Origin of the sequence: Parabacteroides sp. 20_3, assembly GCF_964238835.1 — a bacterium.
In the GTDB taxonomy this organism is placed as follows: domain Bacteria; phylum Bacteroidota; class Bacteroidia; order Bacteroidales; family Tannerellaceae; genus Parabacteroides; species Parabacteroides distasonis.
The window spans coordinates 329,558-350,618 of the sequence record NZ_CAXSNO010000003.1; the positions used below are offsets into that span (position 1 = coordinate 329,558).

At 44.9% G+C, this 21,061-nt stretch carries 10 protein-coding genes and 2 pseudogenes; all 12 read left to right on the top strand.

Annotation, left to right across the window (positions count from 1 at the left end; all coding sequences use genetic code 11):
• Positions 1–22: 22 nt before the first annotated feature.
• The 12 genes and pseudogenes from ACESPU_RS08220 (at position 23) to ACESPU_RS08275 (ending at position 21,053) form a co-directional block, all read left to right on the top strand.
• Positions 23–2,869, top strand: a complete 2,847-nt coding sequence (locus tag ACESPU_RS08220; protein ID WP_122144850.1) for a TIM-barrel domain-containing protein — start codon at positions 23–25, stop codon at positions 2,867–2,869.
• A gap of 107 nt (positions 2,870–2,976) precedes the next feature.
• Positions 2,977–5,505: a sugar-binding domain-containing protein gene (locus ACESPU_RS08225; protein ID WP_195283762.1), complete on the top strand. Its 2,529-nt coding sequence runs from the start codon at positions 2,977–2,979 to the stop codon at positions 5,503–5,505.
• 22 nt (positions 5,506–5,527) lie between these two features.
• Positions 5,528–7,726: a glycoside hydrolase family 3 C-terminal domain-containing protein gene (locus tag ACESPU_RS08230; protein ID WP_158532743.1), complete on the top strand. Its 2,199-nt coding sequence runs from the start codon at positions 5,528–5,530 to the stop codon at positions 7,724–7,726.
• Positions 7,727–7,874: 148 nt separating this feature from the next.
• A complete protein-coding gene (locus ACESPU_RS08235; RefSeq protein WP_005860205.1) occupies positions 7,875–8,825 on the top strand; it encodes a Dyp-type peroxidase in 951 nt (316 codons plus the stop codon).
• Positions 8,826–9,879: 1,054 nt separating this feature from the next.
• Entirely contained in the window at positions 9,880–10,785 is a 906-nt protein-coding gene (locus ACESPU_RS08240) for a transcriptional regulator (RefSeq protein ID WP_121962567.1), read from the top strand.
• Positions 10,786–11,172: 387 nt separating this feature from the next.
• A pseudogene (locus ACESPU_RS08245) lies at positions 11,173–11,736 on the top strand (RNA polymerase sigma factor); the annotation flags it as partial.
• Positions 11,737–11,955: 219 nt separating this feature from the next.
• A pseudogene (locus tag ACESPU_RS08250) lies at positions 11,956–12,771 on the top strand (BF3164 family lipoprotein); the annotation flags it as partial.
• 18 nt (positions 12,772–12,789) lie between these two features.
• On the top strand, positions 12,790–13,215 hold the full coding sequence (locus tag ACESPU_RS08255; RefSeq protein ID WP_227154506.1) for a hypothetical protein: 426 nt from the start codon (positions 12,790–12,792) through the stop codon (positions 13,213–13,215).
• Between the two features lie 136 nt (positions 13,216–13,351).
• Entirely contained in the window at positions 13,352–14,335 is a 984-nt protein-coding gene (locus ACESPU_RS08260; protein ID WP_227154508.1) for a transglutaminase-like domain-containing protein, read from the top strand.
• Positions 14,336–14,410: 75 nt separating this feature from the next.
• Positions 14,411–15,415 (top strand): FecR family protein, encoded by a 1,005-nt coding sequence (locus ACESPU_RS08265; RefSeq protein ID WP_057328494.1) that lies wholly within the window; start codon positions 14,411–14,413, stop codon positions 15,413–15,415.
• Between the two features lie 224 nt (positions 15,416–15,639).
• A complete protein-coding gene (locus ACESPU_RS08270) occupies positions 15,640–19,203 on the top strand; it encodes a TonB-dependent receptor (RefSeq protein WP_158532741.1) in 3,564 nt (1,187 codons plus the stop codon).
• Between the two features lie 20 nt (positions 19,204–19,223).
• Positions 19,224–21,053, top strand: coding sequence for a RagB/SusD family nutrient uptake outer membrane protein (locus ACESPU_RS08275; RefSeq protein WP_005863546.1), 1,830 nt, complete (start codon positions 19,224–19,226; stop codon positions 21,051–21,053).
• Positions 21,054–21,061: the final 8 nt, after the last annotated feature.

Sequence of the window (21,061 nt, forward strand, 5' to 3'; positions counted from 1 at the left end):
ATAATTAAAGAATCTATAGAATATGAAACAACACATCGCGGTATTCACGTTAGGGCTTTCCCTGCTGACTTCCTGCATGACTGATTCCGCTTACCGGAAGGTCGAGAATGGCTTGGTCGCCGATATCCGTTCCGGACAGGCGAAGGCTGTTAAATTGGAAGTAATCTCTGATGATATTATCCGGGTAATCGCCTCTCCGGATGGTAAGTTTTCCAACCAAGTGAACTTGATCAAGGACACGAAATCGTTACCCGCCCCATCGTTTCAGATAACGACCTCGGGGGATACGATCATCGTAAGTACGCAAACCACACAGGCCCGTCTTTCACGGGAGACCGGAGAGGTTCGCTTTACCGACGCCAACGGACACACGATCCTTCGTGAGAAGACAAACGGAGGCAAGGAATTTACGCCGATCGAGGTGGAAGGAACCAAAGGCTATACCTTACGTCAAGTATTTGAGAGCGAGGACGAGGAAGGGCTTTACGGCCTAGGACAGCATCAGAGCGATGAGTTCAACTACAAAGGCAAGAACGAGGAGCTTTTCCAATATAACACGAAGGTGAGCGTGCCGTTTATCGTTTCCTCAAAAGGGTATGGTGTACTTTGGCATAACTATTCCTTGAGCCGTTTCGGCGACAAGCGTCCATACGCCGATTTGGGCGATGTCTTTGGCCTATACGGAAAAGACGGGAGGGCAGGGGCGTTGACCGCTACCTACTATACGGATAAGGCGAAGAATTCCGTTTTAATCCAGCGGGATGAAGATAAGGTAGATTATGAGAATCTGAAAACCATCAAGAACCTGCCGGCAGACTTCCCGAAGCCGAGCGCTTCCGCTACTTGGGAGGGCGAGATCGAGGCGAAAGAGACGGGTACTTATCATTTCAAACTACATTACGCCGGTTATACCAAGGTATTTGTGAATAACGAGGAGATCATCCCGGAACGTTGGCGTGCGGCATGGAACCCGAATGATTACAAGGCTACGGCCGATCTGGAAAAGGGCAAACGTTATCCGATCCGTATTGAATGGTTGCCGGATGGCGATGTCTCTTATATCGGCTTGAAGGTATTATCTCCGCTACCGGAGGAGGAGCGGGAGCGGTTGGCTTTCTGGTCGGAAATGGGGGATGATATCGATTACTACTTCATCAACGGAGAGTCTTCCATGGATAAGGTGATCAGCGGTTACCGCACGGTTACGGGCAAGAGCCAGATCATGCCGAAATGGGCGATGGGATTCTGGTTGAGCCGTGAGCGTTATAAGACGCAAGAGGAGCTATTGACCGCCTTGAACGAATACCGCCGGCGGCAGGTTCCCTTGGATGTGATCGTACAGGACTGGAGCTACTGGCCGGTAGACGCATGGGGTAGCCACGAGTTTGATAAGGAACGCTTCCCGGACCCGAAAGGTATGATTCAGGAGATCCACGATAAGGATGCCCGTATCATGATCTCCGTATGGCCGAAGTTCTATTATACGACAGAGCATTATAAAGAGTTGGACGCGCTGGGTGCTATGTATCAGCAGGCGATTAAGGATAGTATCTGCGACTGGATTTATCCGGGTTATATCGGTTCTTTCTATGACGCGTACAACCCGGAAGCCCGCAAGCTTTTCTGGGAACAGATGAACGAGCATCTGTATTCCTTGGGCATCGACGCTTGGTGGATGGACGCTTCCGAGCCGAACGTACAGGATAATACGGATATCGAGTATCGCAAGGCGCTTTGCGGACCGACTTATCTGGGCCCGTCCACGAAATACTTCAACGCTTACGCTTTGGCTAACGCCGAGGCGATCTACGACGGACAACGTAGCGTAAACCCGGATGACCGTGTATTCCTATTGACCCGTTCCGGTTTCGCCGGCCAGCAACGTTATTCTACCGCTACATGGAGTGGCGATATCGGTACTCGCTGGGAGGATATGAAAGCGCAGATCAGCGCCGGCTTGAACTTCGCCATGTCCGGTATCCCTTACTGGACGATGGATATCGGTGGCTTCAGCGTGGAGAACCGTTATATGGCCGCTAAGGAAGGTAGCGAGGATTTGAGGGAATGGAGGGAGTTGAACAACCGTTGGTATCAGTTCGGAGCTTTCTGTCCGTTGTTCCGTAGCCACGGGCAATATCCTTGCCGCGAGATCTATAATATCGCTCCGGAAGGATCGCCTACGTACCAATCGATGAAGTATTATACCGAGTTGCGCTATCAATTGATGCCGTATATCTATAGCTTGGCCTCCAAGACGCATTTTGAGGATTATACGATCATGCGTGCCTTGGTGATGGATTATTCGGACGATGAGAAGACTTACGATATAGACGACCAGTTTATGTTTGGCCCGGCCTTCATGGCATGCCCGGTGTATGAGTATAAGGCTCGCGACCGTGAGGTGTATTTCCCGTCAGGCATTTGGTACGATTACTACAACGGCAAGCGTATACAAGGCGGGACGACAATGCATGTGGATGCTCCTTATGAGCGTATGCCTTTGTTCGTGAGAGCCGGCTCTATCGTACCGAACGGAAAGGTAATCCAGTCTACGAAAGAGGAGCAGAAAGACTTAATCGTCTCTGTTTACGCCGGTGCCGACGGCTCCTTCACCTTATATGAGGATAATGGCGTGACCTACGATTACGAGAAAGGAAATTACGCTACCATCCCGTTTGTTTATGATGATGCGAGGCGAACGCTCACGATCGGCGCACGGGAGGGCGACTATCCGGGCATGATCCGCGAGCGTCAGATCACGGTACGTCTCATCACGCCGGAGAACCCCGCTGGCAAGGACGTGACAATATCTTACCAAGGTAAACCTCTAGTTGTAGAGACGGGGCGTGCCCCGTCTCAACCCCTCTAAATGGTAACTTTAAATAATACCCATCAGTCTGTGCTAAGACGGGGCACGCCCCGTCTCTACAACTGGGTAGTATCAATTAAACTATATAATCACTAATGATACCACTGATGAATCGGCCACTTGCGTGGCTTCTGGGCCTATTGCTCACCGCCTGTTCCCCCACCGGGGAGCAGGTGCGTGAACGTAGCTCATGGAATGACGATTGGAAGTTTGCCTTGTCGGATAGCGTTCAGGATTATTCATCCCCGGACAGCGATGATTCCACTTGGCGTATCTTATCTTTACCGCATGATTGGAGTATCGAGGGGGATTTCTCCCTCGATAACCCGTCTACCCCGGGCGGCGGCGCGCTACCGGGCGGGATTGGTTGGTATCGAAAGACATTTACCCTTCCGGAGACGGATCGGGGTAAGGTTGTTTATGTTGATTTCGACGGGGTTTACCGGAATAGCGAGGTCTGGATCAACGGTCATTCGCTGGGATTCCGTCCGAATGGTTATGTATCGTTTCGTTATGACTTGACGCCTTATTTGAGGTATGGAAGCCAACCGAACGTGATTGTCGTGAAGGCGGATAATAGCGAGCAGCCGAATTCCCGCTGGTATTCAGGCTCGGGGATCTACCGGAACGTATGGTTGGTAAAGGTGAATCCGGTACATGTGGACAACTGGGGTACTTTCGTGCATGATATGAGGATCTCACCGGAGGAGGCTACCTTCTCCTTGGAGGTGAGAATAAGGAATAGCTCGGAGGCGGATAGGGAGGCCGAAGTCTCTACCTCTATTTACGATGACCGTAACAGAGTTGTTACGGCACCCGTAACAACTCTGTTACGGGTACCGTATACGCCCTGTTACGACGCCCGTATGCGGGAGACATCTGTCGATCATCAGTTCTCGATCCCAAATCCCAAACTTTGGAGTCCCGATTCTCCCTCGCTCTACACGGCCGTCACGGAAGTGAAAGTGGCTGGTAAGGTGGTAGATCGTTACGAGACGGTATTCGGCCTTCGCTCGTTCCGTTGGGATTCCGCTACCGGCTTTTATTTGAATGATAAGCCTTTGAAGATAAAAGGGGTTTGCCTGCATCATGATTTAGGCTGTCTGGGTGCCGCGGTGAATACACGGGCTATCGAGCGCCAGCTACAGATCATGAAGGAGATGGGTGTGAATGCGATCCGTACCAGCCATAACGCCCCGGCACCCGAGTTGCTGGATCTTTGCGATCGTATGGGCCTTCTGGTACAGGATGAGTCTTTCGATATGTGGGAACGCCGTAAGTCTCCGTACGATTACGCCCGGTATTTTGCGGAGTGGCACGAGCGGGATTTGACGGACGAGATCTTGCGTGACCGGAATCACGCCTCTGTTTTCATGTGGAGTATAGGCAATGAGGTACTTGAGCAATGGAGTCATGCCGACGCTACCGAGCTGGATCTGCAAGCGGCGAACCTGATCTTGAATGCCGGTCATGCCATCGATCCCGCTTTGCTGAAGGATACGACCCTTAGCCGTCAATCCTTGATCACCCGTCATCTGGCGGCTATCGTGAAACGTCTGGATACCTCCCGGGTCGTTACCGCCGGCTGTAACGAGGTAAACCCTGCGAATCATCTGTTCCGCTCGGATGCCTTGGATGTGCTGGGCTTCAACTACCATGAGCGATATTTCGAGCCGTTCCTCCGGAATTTCCCCGGAAAGAAACTGATCGTGAGCGAATCTACCTCGGCCTTGATGACCCGTGGCTATTATGAGATGCCGTCTGATCATATTTATATCCGTCCGGAATCGTGGGACAAGCCTTTCGAGGCTCCCGAGCATGTTTGCTCCTCTTATGATAATTGCCATGTACCTTGGGGCTCTACGCACGAGAAGACTTGGCATCTGGTGAAGACGCTTCCGCATGTATCCGGCCTGTTCGTCTGGACGGGTTTCGATTACTTGGGAGAGCCTACCCCCTATTGGTGGCCCAGCCGGAGCAGCTTCTTCGGTATCGTGGATCTGGCGGGTTTCCCGAAGGATATATATTATATGTATAAAAGCGAGTGGACGAATGAACCCGTATTACACATTTTCCCGCATTGGAACTGGAAGGAAGGCGAACCGGTGGATATCTGGGCCTATTATAACAATGCCGATGAGGTGGAACTATACCTAAACGGAAAGAGCCTAGGCGTACGACAAAAAACGGACAGTACCTATCATGTCTCTTGGCGTGTGCCTTTTACGCCCGGAACTTTGAAAGCCGTCTCCCGCTTAGGGGGTAAGGAGGTCTTGGTGAAAGAGATCCATACGGCAGGAGAGCCGGCCCGTTTGGTCTTGACCCCGGATCGTAGCGTCATCCAAGCGGATGGCTCGGACCTATCGTTTGTAACCATAGATGTATGCGATATCGATGGTAACCGGGTTCCCGACGCTACCCCGTTGATCCGTTTCTCCGTGGAGGGCCCGGGTGAGATCGCCGGAACGGATAACGGAGATCCGAACGATCCGAACAGCCTCCGTAAACCGAAACGGCAAGCTTACTATGGAAAAGCCTTGGTCGTGATCCGGAACAAGGGCGGACAAGGCGACATCCACTTAAAAGCCATAGCCGAGGGCTTACCCGAGGCGACGGTAACGATTCAAGCGCAATAATAAACCTATAAATAAAAAGGAAATGAAAAAGATAATAGGCGTGATCGCTTGCGGGCTATTCTTGAACGCGGCTGCCGCAAGCTCGCAGGTCACGGATAAAGAGAAGGTACAAATGGAGAAACGTATCGAGAAACTGATTAAGAAGATGGCCTTGGAGGAAAAGGTCGGATTATTGCATGGTAACTCAAAATTCTATGTTGCCGGAGTAGAGCGTCTGGGGATTCCCGAGTGGAGCTTGAGCGACGGGCCTCACGGGGTACGTGCGGAGATCAATCGCCACGACTGGGCATATGCGGGTTGGACAAATGATTCCGCCTCTTATTTCCCGACCGGCACGGCTTTCGCCGCCGCTTGGAACCCGGAGTTGGCTTATCGCCGGGGCGAGGTGCTGGGCGAGGAGGCTCGCTGGCGTAAGAAGGATGTGTTGCTGGGCCCGGGCGTGAATATCATTCGCTCCCCGCTTTGTGGCCGTAATTTCGAATATATGAGCGAGGACCCTTATATGAACTCCGTATTGGCGGTCGCTTATATCAAGGGTTTGCAGAGCCGTGACGTGGCTTGCAGCGTAAAGCATTTCGCCGTGAATAACCAAGAGACAAACCGTACGACTGTCGATGTGGAATGTAGCGAGCGTGCCTTGCGTGAGATTTATTTACCCGCTTTCAAGGCGGCCGTACAGGAGGGAGGCGCCTTGACGGTAATGGCCGCTTATAATAAATTCCGTGGGGAGTTCTGTGCGGAGAATAACTACTTGGTTCGCAAGATCCTTCGGAATGAATGGGGATTCGATGGCGTATATGTAACCGACTGGGGAGCCGCCCATAGCACGGTTCCTTCTATGGAGGCCGGCTTGGATCTGGAGATGGGCACGCTGATCGATAAATATGAGGATTGGTATTATGCCAACCCCTTGATCGAGGCTGTTAAATCTGGTAAGATTCCTATGAGCTTGGTGGACGAGAAGGTGGGCGATGTCTTACGTGTGATGATCAAGACGAATGTCTTGGACCCGAAAAAGCGTTTCGGTCCCGGCTCCATGAATACGAAAGAGCATCAGCAAGCCACTTACGACGCGGCTGCCGAAGCCATTGTCTTATTGAAGAACCAGAATAATCTTCTCCCGTTGGATTTCTCCTCGATCAAGAGTCTGGCGGTAATTGGCGATAACGCTACCCGCAAACATTCCAATGGTGGCTTGAGTTCCGAGATCAAGGCGGTTTACGAGGTAACTCCATTAGAGGCGCTTCGTGCGAAATGGGGCGATAAGGTGGATATCCGTTTTGCCCAAGGTTATGAGAAGCTATCTACTTTCGTGGAGGGTAGCAATAATGGGCAGAGCTCTGGTACTTTCTCTTCCAAGACACAGGAAAGCGACGCGTTATTGAAAGAGGCGGTAGAGGTTGCCCGCACGAGTGACGTGGCCCTTTTGGTTTGTGGTTTGAACCATGATTATGATACCGAGTCGTTCGACCGTCTGAATATGGATATCCCATACGGGCAGGTTGAGTTGATTCAAGAGGTGGTAAAAGCGAATCCTCGTACGATCGTGGTCATGATCGCCGGATCGCCGTTGAATATGGCCGCCGTAGATATTTGTTCCCCGGCTATCGTTTGGGCTTGGTTCAACGGCATGGAAGGAGGAAATGCCTTGGTAGACGTATTATCCGGCAAGGTGAATCCGAGCGGTAAGATGCCGTTCACCACTCCCGTGAGCTTGGATCAATCTCCGGCGCATGCGTTGGGCAACTTCCCCGGCAGGGATCTGAAAGTGAATTATGAGGAAGATATCTTGGTAGGTTACCGCTGGTTCGATACGAAGGGGCTTCCGGTCGTTTATCCGTTCGGTTACGGCTTATCCTATACGACATTCAACTATTCCAATCTGAATACGGATAAAAAGACGTATGATCAAGCGGACACGATCCAAGCGACTTTCACCCTAACCAATACCGGAGACCGTGAAGGAGCTGAGGTGGCCCAATTGTATGTAAGCGATCCGGTTTGCTCCGTGATGCGTCCGGTCAAGGAGTTAAAAGGCTTCAAGAAGGTATTCCTTAAACCCGGTGAGAGTCGGCGAATCACGTTGGACATCCCCGTATCCTCTTTAGCTTTCTATAGTGAGGTACAAAGCCAATTCGTCGTAGAACCCGGCGAGTTCATCCTCCAACTAGGAGCCTCCGTCTCAGATATCAAGCAGAAGATCAGCGTGGAGGTGAAATAACCATTTATTTGTAGAGACGGGGCACGCCCCGTCTCTACAAATAGATATTGAAAAATAACCGCTAGGACATTTTTCGTTACATTTCCTTGAACAAGAGCGCATCTATAGAGTTATATCCATATAATAACAATATAATTAAAGATGTGCTATGAACTCTCTACAAAATCCATTGAACGCTAACTATCCGCAAGATGTTACCCAAAAACCGGGCGAGAATGCGGTTTTCATTGTCTATGCTCTAAAAGATCTCCCCGACACGATTGATAAGGTAAAGGACGTGTGCGCTAATTTCTCCGCTTTGATACGTAGTATGCGCAATCGCTATCCTGATATGCAATTCAGTTGTACGATAGGATTCGGGGCGGATGCTTGGAAACGCTTCTTTCCGGAGCAAGGAAACCCCAAAGAATTGCAACCGTTTGAAGAGATCAAAGGAGTTAAGCTTACGGCTGTTTCTACCCCCGGGGATTTACTATTCCACATCCGCTGTAAGCAGATGGGACTGTGCTTTGAGTTCGCCTCCATTATAGACCAGAAACTGCGAGGTGTCGTGGAATCGATCGATGAGACCCACGGTTTTCGGTATAGAGACGGTAAGGCGATTATCGGTTTCGTGGACGGTACGGAGAATCCTGCCGTGGATGAAGACCCCTATCGTTTCGCGGTAATAGGCGATGAGGACCCCGAGTTTATGGGCGGAAGTTATGTATTTGTGCAAAAATACATTCATGATATGGTGGCATGGAATGCGCTTCCAGTGGAAGAGCAAGAGAAAGTCATCGGTCGCCGTAAATTCAACGATGTTGAGCTATCAGATGAGGAAAAACCGAAGAACGCCCATAACGCCGTGACGAACATCGGAGACGATCTGAAAATAGTCCGTGCTAACATGCCATTCGCCCATACCTCCAAAGGTGAATACGGTACCTATTTTATCGCCTATGCCAGCACGTTCAGCACCACCCGACGAATGCTGGAGAATATGTTCGTCGGTGATCCTGTAGGCAATACGGATCGTCTGCTGGACTTCAGCACGCCGATAACGGGAACTCTTTTCTTCGTTCCGTCGTATGAGTTGCTTGATAAGTTAGGGGAATAATTATTTATCCATCCTTAACTGTTTAGTTAACAGACTTCCACAGTGCCAATCATTTTCCATATCGTGGCACGGCTGTGCCATCAGCGTGGCATAGCTGTGCCTTCCTTATGGCAATGGTGTGCCACTAGGATGGCACAGTCGTGCCATCATGATGTGCTTATCTTTTAATGAAAGGCTTGTTGACTGATAAGGTTGGAGTTACGGATAACAGAAGTAAACCGCCTATTATCAATACTTCAAATATCCATAGCGGTTATATAGTGTTGGGAGTGTAGACGCGTGTTGTATGTCGTTTGCGGATTTCAACCCGGATTTATGAAGTTAACTTACTTTGCCGTTGAAGCTAACTTACTTTGAAATGTTAGTTAACTGGTAACTTTCTACCTAAAAAAGCCATTTGGCAATGTACCTAATCTTTTTTGCGCTATAAAAGTATTTTGTAAGGTCATTCCGTAGACTTTAGGGTAGTAGTCTTCGTACTGTTTGATGGATCGCCATCTTGATTTTTTCCTTAATAATCAATTATAATTAAAGAATATATCATATATTTGCCTAGCTAGTAATTAAGACAGAAAAGCAAAAGGTAAAAGCGTAGGTTTTTATCTACTTATTCTTTCTTTGTTGGTAGTAAAACAATGATAAAATAGAAAACGTATGGATTATCATAGACTAAAATATTTTTAATACGTATATTTGCGACAATAAAAGGCTTTTAAGTTAGAAGCCTTGTGTTGCGTGCGATATTTGTGCGAGTTGACAAAAATCGGCCAAATTTTTCGAGACACTCAATGCACAGAGAAAGCCCCGCAACCCTTTATTAGATATACGTGTTATCTATGCTACTGTATAGTATAGATAGATTATTGTATACAGATAAGGGGGGGCGTGCGGCTGACTTTATTGAGTGTTGAGGCTTGGCCGAGCCTTTGTCAACAATATTTTCAGCCAATCGCCCTTTCTTTATTTTATAATGAAAGGCCAGCTCTTCAATATAACGCCAAATAACGCCCTTTTTAAAGATAAATAGTATAAGTTTTACTTTAATCAAATAGTTATGCCTGAGTTTATTACTATTGAAGAAGCCGCTCGTATCACCGGCTTTCCATCTCAAGAAATCCAGCAATGGGCGATATCTAAAAAAATAACATCTTACGTCGTGAAGCAAGGTGTTCGCCTAGTCGATCTGACCAATTTGCGTGAATTCATTTCCCATATCGAGCGTATGGGAATACAAAAGCTATACCTGCAACTTATCATCCAAGACAAGGAAGAAGAGATAAACGAGATCATCTCCCAATTCGATGATTACCTTTTCTGCCTGCGATCCCTTAAAAACATCTCTCCCCTACTTAAACTCATTATCGCCGAACTATCAACATTCATACACGACAAGAAAGACCGACTTATCTTTACGGAAATAACTTCCGGAGCCAAGATAGAAGACGTAGCTAAACGTTGTGGTATATCCTATGATGGAATCTGTCGCCGATATAAGGTCATATCGCTCCGCTTGCAAGAAAACATGGGCTTCCTGACCGAATACAAGAAAACAATCACGAACCAAGACCTTGAGATAGAACGTCTGTGGATAGAGAACAGGAACATGGAATACGAATTGAGAAGATTATATAAAAAGGCGCTCCAAAACGGTCTATGTATCGAATCTCCCCGATCACTTACCCCCGTTCCCTTAAATGCCGCGAAACGGATATGCCAACCCATTACCCGTCTCACCTTAGCGCCCTATATCCGTAAATGCCTTACAACCTTGAAAATAGAAACCATAGAAGATATTCTACGTTACGCCCTCAAAAACGGACTCGACTCTTTATTAGACCTTCCCGGCTTTGGCGCTCTTGGTTTGGCCCAACTGAAATTCCAACTCGAAAAGCATAAGATAATCGATAAAACCGGGCATTCCGACCTTTATCAATATATCATTTGCGAAGCGGATAATTAGTGAGGACATTCTTTGTCCTCAAGTAGAATTTAACTAGATTTCAAGGATACTCATACTGTATTTACATTTTTTTGTATATTTGCGATATGTAATGATGCTTGTTTATATTTGGATATTTATTAGTAACCTTGTACTTGGTTCTGATGAGACCATGTCTTGTTTATAATATAAATATCTAAATAACAACCATCTAGTTCGTTTTTTCTTTAGTTCTCCACTACCATCGGTAATTTTACTATTTAGTTATCCGCTGATTATCTTTATCTTATCATTCATATCATCTACACTAACCGACATAGTTTCATCAGAACTCATGTATATGAAAACTGCAAATATGCAGAAAGGAGATAAGATTTGTATGGCGTGGATATGTAATATATATGTAATATGAAAGTGGATGGACATTTGCTTATAGATCTGAAGAATGGAGATGAAAAGGCTTTTGAGACTCTATTCTGGAAATATAATGAGCATGTATATCATTTTATTTACTCATTACTATATGAAAAATCTATGGCAGAGGACTTGACCCAAAACGTTTTTCTTAAGATTTGGGAGAAGCATGAGACGATAGATGTGGAGCAAAACTTTGACGCCTATCTATTCACCATCGCCCGTAACTTAGTTTATAAAGAGACAGAGAATCGGCTACTCTCCGAGAAACTGACGGAAAGCCTACAACGGCAACTATCAGATGCCGATTCTCTTACGGAAGAACGAATCGACGCAGAGTCTTTACGGGAATATATTAATAGCTTGATAGAAGAATTACCGCCATCACGTCGGGAGATATTCCGTTTGAGCCGTCATGAACATTTATCATATAGAGAAATAGCGGAACGCCTCTCTATCTCAGAAAAGACCGTGGAGACACAGGTAAACAGGGCTTTACGTTTTTTGCGGGATCGACTGTCTTCTGATGGCTTCCTTCGTGTTATATCATTCTTTATTATTCTTATATCTCTTACTTCTTGTGGACAGAAAAAAGAAGTAGATCCTCAAGAGCATTTCCAACTAACAATTGCTATAAACGCAAATAAACTTAATGTAGATACTTATAAGTTAAGTTCGTTTGGTAGGATGATCTTATTTGAGGATGAGCAATGTATAATTAAAGAGAACTATTTAAGTGAATCTCCTTTGGATAAAATATATTATACAAAAGACAGTATCCTATCTTTTGCCCAAACAGGAGAAGGACCGGATGAGAACATCATGCCTCGTTTAATGCAAAAAAAGGATGAGTCAAATGTGAATATATTGGATATACAGAAAAAACAAATTATAACAAAGAGTTTACCAAAGGATATCTCTTCCAACGTAAATTTAGACTATATGTTTCTCTCTGCCATACAAACGAAGCATGGATATGTTGTTTCTGGACTGCTTGATAAAGAGGAACCCAATACTAAGAGATATGCTTTATTTGATTGTGAAGGGAAATATGTGAAGTCTTTTGGTGATTTCCCTAATGACGGAAACAATAGTGGAGGTAAAAGTAAAACATTTGCTTATCAAGGTTATATGGCTTATAATTCATTGTTAGACAGATTTGCTACAGTAGCGTCATCAGGTGCTATATTTGAGCTATATCAAATAGATACGATTCCGACGCTCATAAAATGTTATCATGATATTTATCCTATATATACTGATGATCGTAGATCTGGGAGAAACGGTATAAAGCATGGTAAAGAGAATGTAATCGGTTATACGGATATATATGCGACCAATCGTTATGTCTATGCCTTATACTCAGGGAAAAAATTAAATCAACATACTAATGCGGGGATGATAGACGCTATGTTAAGTAATGATGTCTTAGTCTATGATTGGAGTGGAAAGTGTATCTGTCGATTGGTTTCTGATATAAAACTATTCAATATTTGTGTGGCAAACGATGATAAAGAACTGATCGCTTTAGGATGGGATGATGATTATCATCTATATTCTTTTGATCTGTCGAAGGTTATATCTGCATGGTAGTAAATAAACACTTTAGTTATGGTCGTAAAATACTTTTTTTTCTTTGCTCTCTTAACTTTTTATGCTTGTTCTTCGGGAGAAAATGGCCTATTAGAATTAGCCTTGGACAAATCGGGGGAAAATAGATCGGAGTTAGAAGTTGTTCTAGATCATTACAAGGATGATCTGAAAAAACTGGAAGCTGCCCGTTTTTTAATATGTAATATGATAGGGAAACAAGTGTTAGACAGTAACTCTGTGAAAGGAAATCAAGTATATTTCGATGCTTTCGCTAATTATCGAGAGACATACGGTTCTTTTTTATACGATATCCAGTACGCCATATATGATAGTATAAATAAATCGTATTCTCATATAAAAGTGAATCCTCGTTTTTTATTCGATTTGAAAGAGTTATCTTCCGATTATCTTATACATCATATTAGATCAGTGTTTCCAAAATAAAGAGCGATTCCCTTGGTGCAAGAATATGGATTGGGCTACTTTTTTGAATTATCTACTACCCTATACTACTGATAATTGCCATTGGGAACACGCTTGGAGCTATTTTGATCGGAAGTATGCTTCATTGCGAGACTCTATGTATACATGCTCGTATGAAGAGATTGGTAAAGCTATATCGGATGAGGTAGAGCAAGGCTTTCTTAATGAATGGATAATTTTTACTGGTAAATATCAAGGATTACGTCCTATGACCTTTCAAAATATAGTAGCGACTCAAATAGGAACCTGTTTAGAAAAGTCTACTTATAAGATAGCGGCATTGAGGGCGAATGGCATACCAGCTGCATTGAATATGGTGCCTTGTTGGGGGAATTCACAATATCCTCATTCGTGGGTAGAGATTATCGGTAGTAAGCAATCCGGTTCTATATATGATAATACACAAAGACCTTTCCTTACTAAAGAGGACATTAAGATAGACGGGATGTTTTGGAGGGATGTCTATCAACCTAAAATAGATCTGCTTCCGTCTACTATCACTGTCCAATATTGTAGGACTGCTCCTAAAGTTTATCGGTATAACTATCGGATACAGCTTCACTCTCTAGCTATCTTGTCAAAAGAGGAAATACCTGCTTTATTTAAAAATCCGGGACTTGAGGATATCACTGACCAGTATGTCGTATGTAAGGATATAGAGGTTCCGCTTTGGAAAGAAAAACATCCTAAAGAATATGTTTATTTATGTTGCTACGATGTTATTGGTTGGAATCCGGTATGTTGGAGTCGGGCTGAAGGGACAAAGGCATACTTCCCTAAGATGGGTGTCAATATGCTCTACCTTCCCGCTTATTATAATAATGGAAGTATACAACCGGCGGGAGATGCGTTCATCTTGACTAGTGAAGGAAACTTACGTAAGTTATTGCCGGGTTTTGAAAGAATGGAAAGTTCTGCTACATTCTATTCAAAAGTTCCATATAGAATGAATACGGCGCTTCAAGCCGCAGGAACGATAGGAACCCGCTTTTATGTTTGTAACTTTCGTATTCATAACCATACACGAGGAAAAGAACATCGCCCGTTTACTTATGAAGGCGGAAAACAAGTGTGGTATTAATTTGTGTTAAATCAAGGCTTTCTTGATTTTTCCGTGTAAGGGTAAAGTTCTTTTTCGGGATATACTTATTACACGATGAGAAAAATGCATACACATATCGAATTATTGGATCGCTTCATGAGTGGTAAGACTTCACCGGAAGAAGAGCGAACTCTTTTGGCGTGGTTTAGAGATCCCGATCATAAGGAAGAGATCATGGCTTTTTATAAGTCTAGATGGGAAGAATCTTCCGGGAAAAAGCTTCCTCCTAAGCTACAAGGACAGATGTTCTGTGAGATTAAAAAGCGGATAAGACAAGAGGAGAAAACTTTGGAGATAAAGAAGAAACCGCATACCTTATGGAAGTGGCTTTCTTATGCGGCGGTGGCTTTAATATGTATAGGCCTTGGAATTGGCTCCCATTGGTATAATATGAGACAGGTTCCACCACCTGATCCATTGGATTATGTGGTGTTGGCAGATAATGGGCAACGTGCTAGCGTGGTTCTTCCTGATGGGACGAAAGTATGGTTAAATTCGCATACTAAACTTAATTATAAGAGTGATTATGGCGTGAAAGAAAGATCAGTTTCTTTATCTGGTGAGGCTTATTTTGAAGTTTCGAAAGATACATTGCGCCGTTTCTTGGTAAATGCGGGGGATATGGAAGTCGAGGCGCTAGGCACAGCTTTTAATGTGAAGGCGTATGAGGAAGATGACGAGGTGGTTACGACCTTGTTTGAAGGCAGTGTACGAACAGCGGTTGGAAAAGAGTTTGTGATTCTGTCTCCGGATGAGAGTGCGGTTTTTAATAAGTCTAGTCATATATTATCTGTTAATCACCCGACAAATGCTTCTTATGCCCGTCTTTGGCGTACGAATGAACTGGCCTTCTCTGGCGAGTCGTTGGAGGAGATTGCGGTATTGATGAATCGAATGTATAATGTTGAAGTTCGTTTTTTGTCCAATAAGATTAAAGGCTACAGTTTCTCGGGGGTGATCCGGAATAATAGTCTGGATAATGTATTTGAAATAATAAGCCTTACGGCTCCGATTACGTATGTGTCGGTAGGTGATACTATTTATTTAAATGAGAAATAGAAAGTTGAGTGTTAACCTAATAAAGAAGAAGCCTATGAGATGAGCTAGATGATTGTAGTAAAAAAAGAAGAAAGGCAAGGCCCTTCTTCCTCTTAAGCAAAATCACTTGTATATAATATCTTCAAGGAAATAACTAGCCGGTTATAAATAAGATAGAATATGTAAATGATTTGCTTGTAAAGTTACCTGTTTAAAATCTATGTATTATTAAAAAACTTTTAAAAATGAGTAATTTCAAGCACTCTTTTTTCCGGACACTTTTGTATGCCCAATTATTGTCGGGCTTTTCCGGAGTTGCGATTGCCGCCCAGATATCGTTGTCGGTAAAGGATAGACCGATGCGGGAGGTTATTAAAGAATTAGAGGAAACGACTGAATATCGTTTTTTCTATAATGATGGGATCAAAGGTCTGAATTCTCCGATCTCTGTTGACGTGGAAGATGCGGATATTAATGCTGTAATGGATGCGATAGCAAAGCAAGCGAATGTGGCTTATGTATTGAAATCGGGTCATCAGATCGTTTTATCATCGGTAAAAACTGTTCAGCAACAAGGTAATAAGAAAGTTACCGGTACGATTACAGACCCGAAAGGGGAACCAATCATCGGGGCGAATGTGGTCGTGAAAGGATCTACCAATGGTACCATCACGGATATAGATGGTCATTTCTCTATTGAGGTAACTCCGAATGCGATACTTCAGGTTTCTTATATTGGTTATGTGGCTCAAGATGTTCCGGTAGGCAATAAAGATAATTTGGTTATATCTATTCATGAGGACACGCAGAAGCTGGATGAGGTAGTCGTGGTGGGTTATGGTTCCCAGAAAAAAGTGAATTTGACCGGTGCGGTAGAGCAAGTGACTAGTGATGTATTCGAGGGGCGTCCTACGGCTAACGCTACTCAGATGTTAGAAGGAGTTGTCCCGAACTTGAATATTTCCTTGTCTGATGGTAAACCGGGGCGTACGGCGGATTTTAACGTACGTGGCGCCGGTTCTATCAATGGGGGTAGTGCTTTGGTGTTGATTGATGGTGTGGAAGGAGACCCTTCTATGTTAAATCCGAATGATATTGAGAGTATTTCCGTATTGAAGGATGCTGCCGCTTCCGCTATTTATGGCGCACGTGCTCCATTTGGCGTGGTTTTGATCACGACGAAGAACGCTACGGAAGGTAAGCCGAAGGTGACATGGTCTTCTAGCTATTCATTACAATCACCACAGAATGTGCCGGATGTAGTTTCCGATGGTTATATTTGGGCAAAGCATTTTTATGACGCTTATTTTAATTACAATCAAGCGAATCCTTCCGGTATCAACAAGACACAGCAATTTTCCGTGGCTTGGCTGGACGAGTATAAGCGCCGTCATGAGACGGGCGATTTTGGGACGGTGATCTCTGATGGCTCTATCGGTACAAAAGGCCGTTATGTATATTATCCGGAAGGAACCGACTATTATGATCTGATGTATAAGAAGAGTGTCTTTGCGCAGAATCAAAATCTTTCCATCTCGGGTTCCGACGGGAAGTTTGATTATTATTTGTCAGGACGTTTCTATAGTTACGATGGACTTTTCGATAGCGATGAGCAAACGGATAAGTTCAAGACCTATAACATGCGTTTCAAGGGAGGTTATCAGTTAACTCCTTGGTTGAAGATCAACAATAACTTTGAGTTTTCCCATAATAAATACTACAATCCGATTACCTATTCGGAAGGTTCTGGTGTGGTATGGAGAAATATCGCGGACGAGGGACACCCGTCATCGCCACTGTTCAACCCTGATGGTACGATGACTTATTCTGCCGTCTATACCGTAGGCGATTTGCTTTATGGACGTAGCGGTATTACGACAAAGAACTCCAACTTAAAGAATACTACGACATTCAATGCTAAGTTCTTGGGTGACCGTTTGCGTGTGAATGGTGATTTCACGTATCAACAGAAGACGCAAGAGAAGACCAAGAAACAAGTACGTTCACCGTATGCACGGTCGGTTGATGCAGATGGGGAAAGCCAGATCGAACATATTACGGGTACCTATTCCAATTTGGCAGAGACAACTGATCATACGAACTATCTAGCAACGAACCTTTTCGCAGAGTTTGAGGAAACTTTTGCCGAGAAACATTATTTTAAGGCTATGGCTGGATGGAATTACGAGAAATCTAGCTTCAAACGTATCTATGCTTATAATGATGACCTGTTGACGGATGACGTGGACAACATGAATCTGGTGATGGGTACTGATAACCGGAGCATTACCTCACAATGGAAGGCTTATCAGTTTGGTGGCGCTTTCTTCCGTTTGAATTATGCCTTTGACGATCGCTACCTATTGGAGGTAAACGGACGTTACGATGGTTCCTCCCGCTTCCCGAGTGATGAGCGTTGGGCTTTCTTCCCCTCGGCTTCCGTGGGTTGGCGAATCTCGCAAGAACCTTGGTGGAATGTTAAGTCCGAACATATCTCTAACGCTAAGGTCCGGTTTTCTTGGGGCTCTTTGGGCAATGCGGCCGGGTTGAGTAATTATCAATATATCCAGACATTGGGTATCAGCAAGTCTGATTATATCCTTGACGGTTTGCGGCAGAATTATATGTCATCTCCGGCGGCTCTTCCCGGCAACTTGACGTGGGAAACCGCTACGACGTATGATATAGGAGCGGATTTAGGATTCTTTGATAATCGTTTGACCGTAAGTGGAGATTATTATATCCGTAAAACAACTGATATGATCGTGAATGGCCCGACCGTACCGGATGTGTTCGGTGCTTCTTCTCCGAAAGGTAATTATGCGGATATGTCTACTTATGGCTATGAGTTGTCTTTGGAATGGAGAGATGGATTCGATTTAGCTGGTAAACGATTTAATTATAGCATCAAGGGTACATTGGCAGATTACTATTCAGTGATCGATAGGTTTAATAATGCGAATATGTCATTGAGCGAGTACGCAAATCAGTCGCTCGACAAGAATTATTACGAGGGAATGCGTATCGGTGAGATTTGGGGGTTTGTATCCAATGGCTTGTGGCAGGATCAAGCTGGCATCGATGCGGCTGAGGCCGCTGCGAAAGCTGCGGGGCAATCCTATTATAACCCGCTTATGCAAACATCGAAAACCTATAAGTTGTATCCGGGCGATATTAAGTTCGAAGACTTGAATGGCAACGGCTATATTGACCGCGGACAGAATACGGTAGATGATCCGGGCGACCGTAAGATCATTGGTAACGAGGAACCTCGTTATATTTATAGTTTTACGCTTTCTGCCGATTGGAACAATATCTGGGTAAGTGCTTTCTTCCAAGGGGTGGGTAAGCAAGATTGGTATCCGTCTAATGAAGCCTCTACGTTCTGGGGGCAGTACAATCGTCCGTATAACCAGATGCCCTCTTGGCATGTGGACAACTATTGGACTCCAGAGAATCCGGATGCTTTCTTGCCTCGTTACACGGGTTACTATGCGCCTTTCTATGGAGGTCATAAGAACGCCAACACGCGCTATTTGATGAATGCGGCCTATCTACGCTTGAAGAACATACAGGTTGGCTATAATTTGCCATCAGAATGGATTAAGAAGTTGCATTTGACAAATGTAGGAATTTATCTTTCCGGGGAAAATCTCTTTACATGGTCTCCGCTTTACAAGTATTCCAAGGATGTCAATGTATCGAATATCGGTGAATCGGATAAGGACTTGACTTCCAGCAACAGTGGTGATGGATATAATTACCCGATGATGAAGTCGTTCAGCATCGGCCTGAATGTTACATTTTAAAGAATAGGAGATTATACGAAATGAAAAAGAATATATTATTAAGCGGTCTGGTGGCACTTTTGGCTATATTTTCGGGGTGCGAGATGAATGAGGAACCAAAGTCGGAGGCTTCTGTGGATATGGTGTTTAGCTCCGAGAATGGTTTGAAGACGTATACGTACTCATTTTACAATGTCTTGCCTTCCCGAGGAAGCGCTTTCCGGCGTGATGCTACGGCAGATTATGGGGTGAAAAATTCCTTGGGTGGTATGGAGGTTGGCGCTTATACTACGAATAGCGCGACGAGTTGGTCATGGTCCGCTCTTCGTAATATAAATTTCTTTTTGGAGAATAACGTGAATGAGTCACTAAGCACGACTATCCGTGACAATTATAATGGTATCGCACGCTTGTTCCGTGCTCGCTTCTATTTTGATAAATTGGTACAATATGGCGAGGTACCTTGGATTGATAAGGTATTTAACGAGGCTGAAGACCCGGATCTTTATAACCCGCGTGATACGCGTGATGTGATTATCGGGCATATCTTGGAGGATTTGGATTATGCGTATACGAATATATTGGAAGAGGATGTCACGCATAATTCAACGATCGTAAATAAATGGACAGCTGCCGCTTTCAAATCTCGTGTTTGCTTGTTTGAGGCTGCTTGGCGTAAATATCATGCCGCTGACCAATTGGATATCGCTCGTACGGGATGTACGGAATATTCGGCCAAAGATTTATATAAACTAGCGGCTGAGGCGGCTAAGGAAGTTATGGATAACGGACCGTACAAACTTTATACTTCGGGTGCTTATAGCGATGGCCGTGGAGCGTATCGCGAACTTTTCATTGCCGATAAGGCCGTTACCACGGAGGTAATGATGGCTATCGAGACTGACAAGGTGTTAGGACTGGGTGAGCAGAATTGGTGGTATAATTCCTCTACTTACGGACCACACTTATGCATGAGCCGTAAATTTATGCTGTCATACTTGAATGCGGATGGTACGCCTTATGTCGAGAAAAAAGCGGATGGAAGCTATAAGAATTTCGTGGAGGAGACAACCGGACGTGATACCCGCTTGAACCAGACGATCCGGGGAGCGGATTATACCCGTAAGAATGCTTCTGGTGTTTATGAGCCGACGGCAGCTAATTTCACGGGACATACATTGACGGGATATCAGTTTACGAAGTTTGCCATGGATGACGTGGCTTACGATGATGCGGCTACGAATGATAATGACATTCCTATCATGCGCTATGCTGAGGTTTTGTTGAACTATGCTGAGGCTAAGGCTGAATTAGGCGAACTGACTGATGCGGATTGGGCGGCTACGATAGGTGCGCTTCGTTCTCGTGCGGGAATTACGGGAGGCACACCACAGACAGGTACATTGACAACCCGTCCGTCATCTGCGGAACCTTATATCGCTTCTTATTACCCGACGATCTCTGATCCTTCCTTGTTGGAGATCCGTCGCGAACGTGGTATTGAACTTTGTCTGGAAGGCTTGCGCCTAAATGATTTGAAACGTTGGAATTGTTGCGATCTTTGGGTGAACGATCCTTGGGAAGGTATCTTTATCCCGTCACTTAACCAACCGCTGGATGTGAATGGCGATGGTAATTATGACGCCTATTTCTATGATACGGACAAAATCGCTGATGAGAAATATGCTGCGATTGGTGTCTATGTAGGTACAAATAAGAGTAATGTGCTAAACGTGAAGCCGGTTCAAGGTGGTTATTTGATGGAGTATAATTATGCTGGACGGAGCTGGCCGACTCGTCAGTACTTGTATCCGATACCGGAGGTTGTAATCCAGTTCAATACGAATCTAAGCCAGAATCCGGGTTGGTAATCAAGGGG

Excerpts from the sequence above, each read along its gene's own strand:
- ACESPU_RS08260 (WP_227154508.1), top strand. The coding sequence starts at position 13,352 with ATGTATACATGCTCGTATGAAGAGATTGGTAAAGCTATATCGGATGAG.
- ACESPU_RS08275 (WP_005863546.1), top strand. The coding sequence starts at position 19,224 with ATGAAAAAGAATATATTATTAAGCGGTCTGGTGGCACTTTTGGCTATA.
- ACESPU_RS08265 (WP_057328494.1), top strand. The coding sequence starts at position 14,411 with ATGAGAAAAATGCATACACATATCGAATTATTGGATCGCTTCATGAGT.
- ACESPU_RS08255 (WP_227154506.1), top strand. The coding sequence starts at position 12,790 with ATGGTCGTAAAATACTTTTTTTTCTTTGCTCTCTTAACTTTTTATGCT.
- ACESPU_RS08220 (WP_122144850.1), top strand. The coding sequence starts at position 23 with ATGAAACAACACATCGCGGTATTCACGTTAGGGCTTTCCCTGCTGACT.
- ACESPU_RS08240 (WP_121962567.1), top strand. The coding sequence starts at position 9,880 with ATGCCTGAGTTTATTACTATTGAAGAAGCCGCTCGTATCACCGGCTTT.
- ACESPU_RS08270 (WP_158532741.1), top strand. The coding sequence starts at position 15,640 with ATGAGTAATTTCAAGCACTCTTTTTTCCGGACACTTTTGTATGCCCAA.
- ACESPU_RS08225 (WP_195283762.1), top strand. The coding sequence starts at position 2,977 with ATGAATCGGCCACTTGCGTGGCTTCTGGGCCTATTGCTCACCGCCTGT.
- ACESPU_RS08230 (WP_158532743.1), top strand. The coding sequence starts at position 5,528 with ATGAAAAAGATAATAGGCGTGATCGCTTGCGGGCTATTCTTGAACGCG.
- ACESPU_RS08235 (WP_005860205.1), top strand. The coding sequence starts at position 7,875 with ATGAACTCTCTACAAAATCCATTGAACGCTAACTATCCGCAAGATGTT.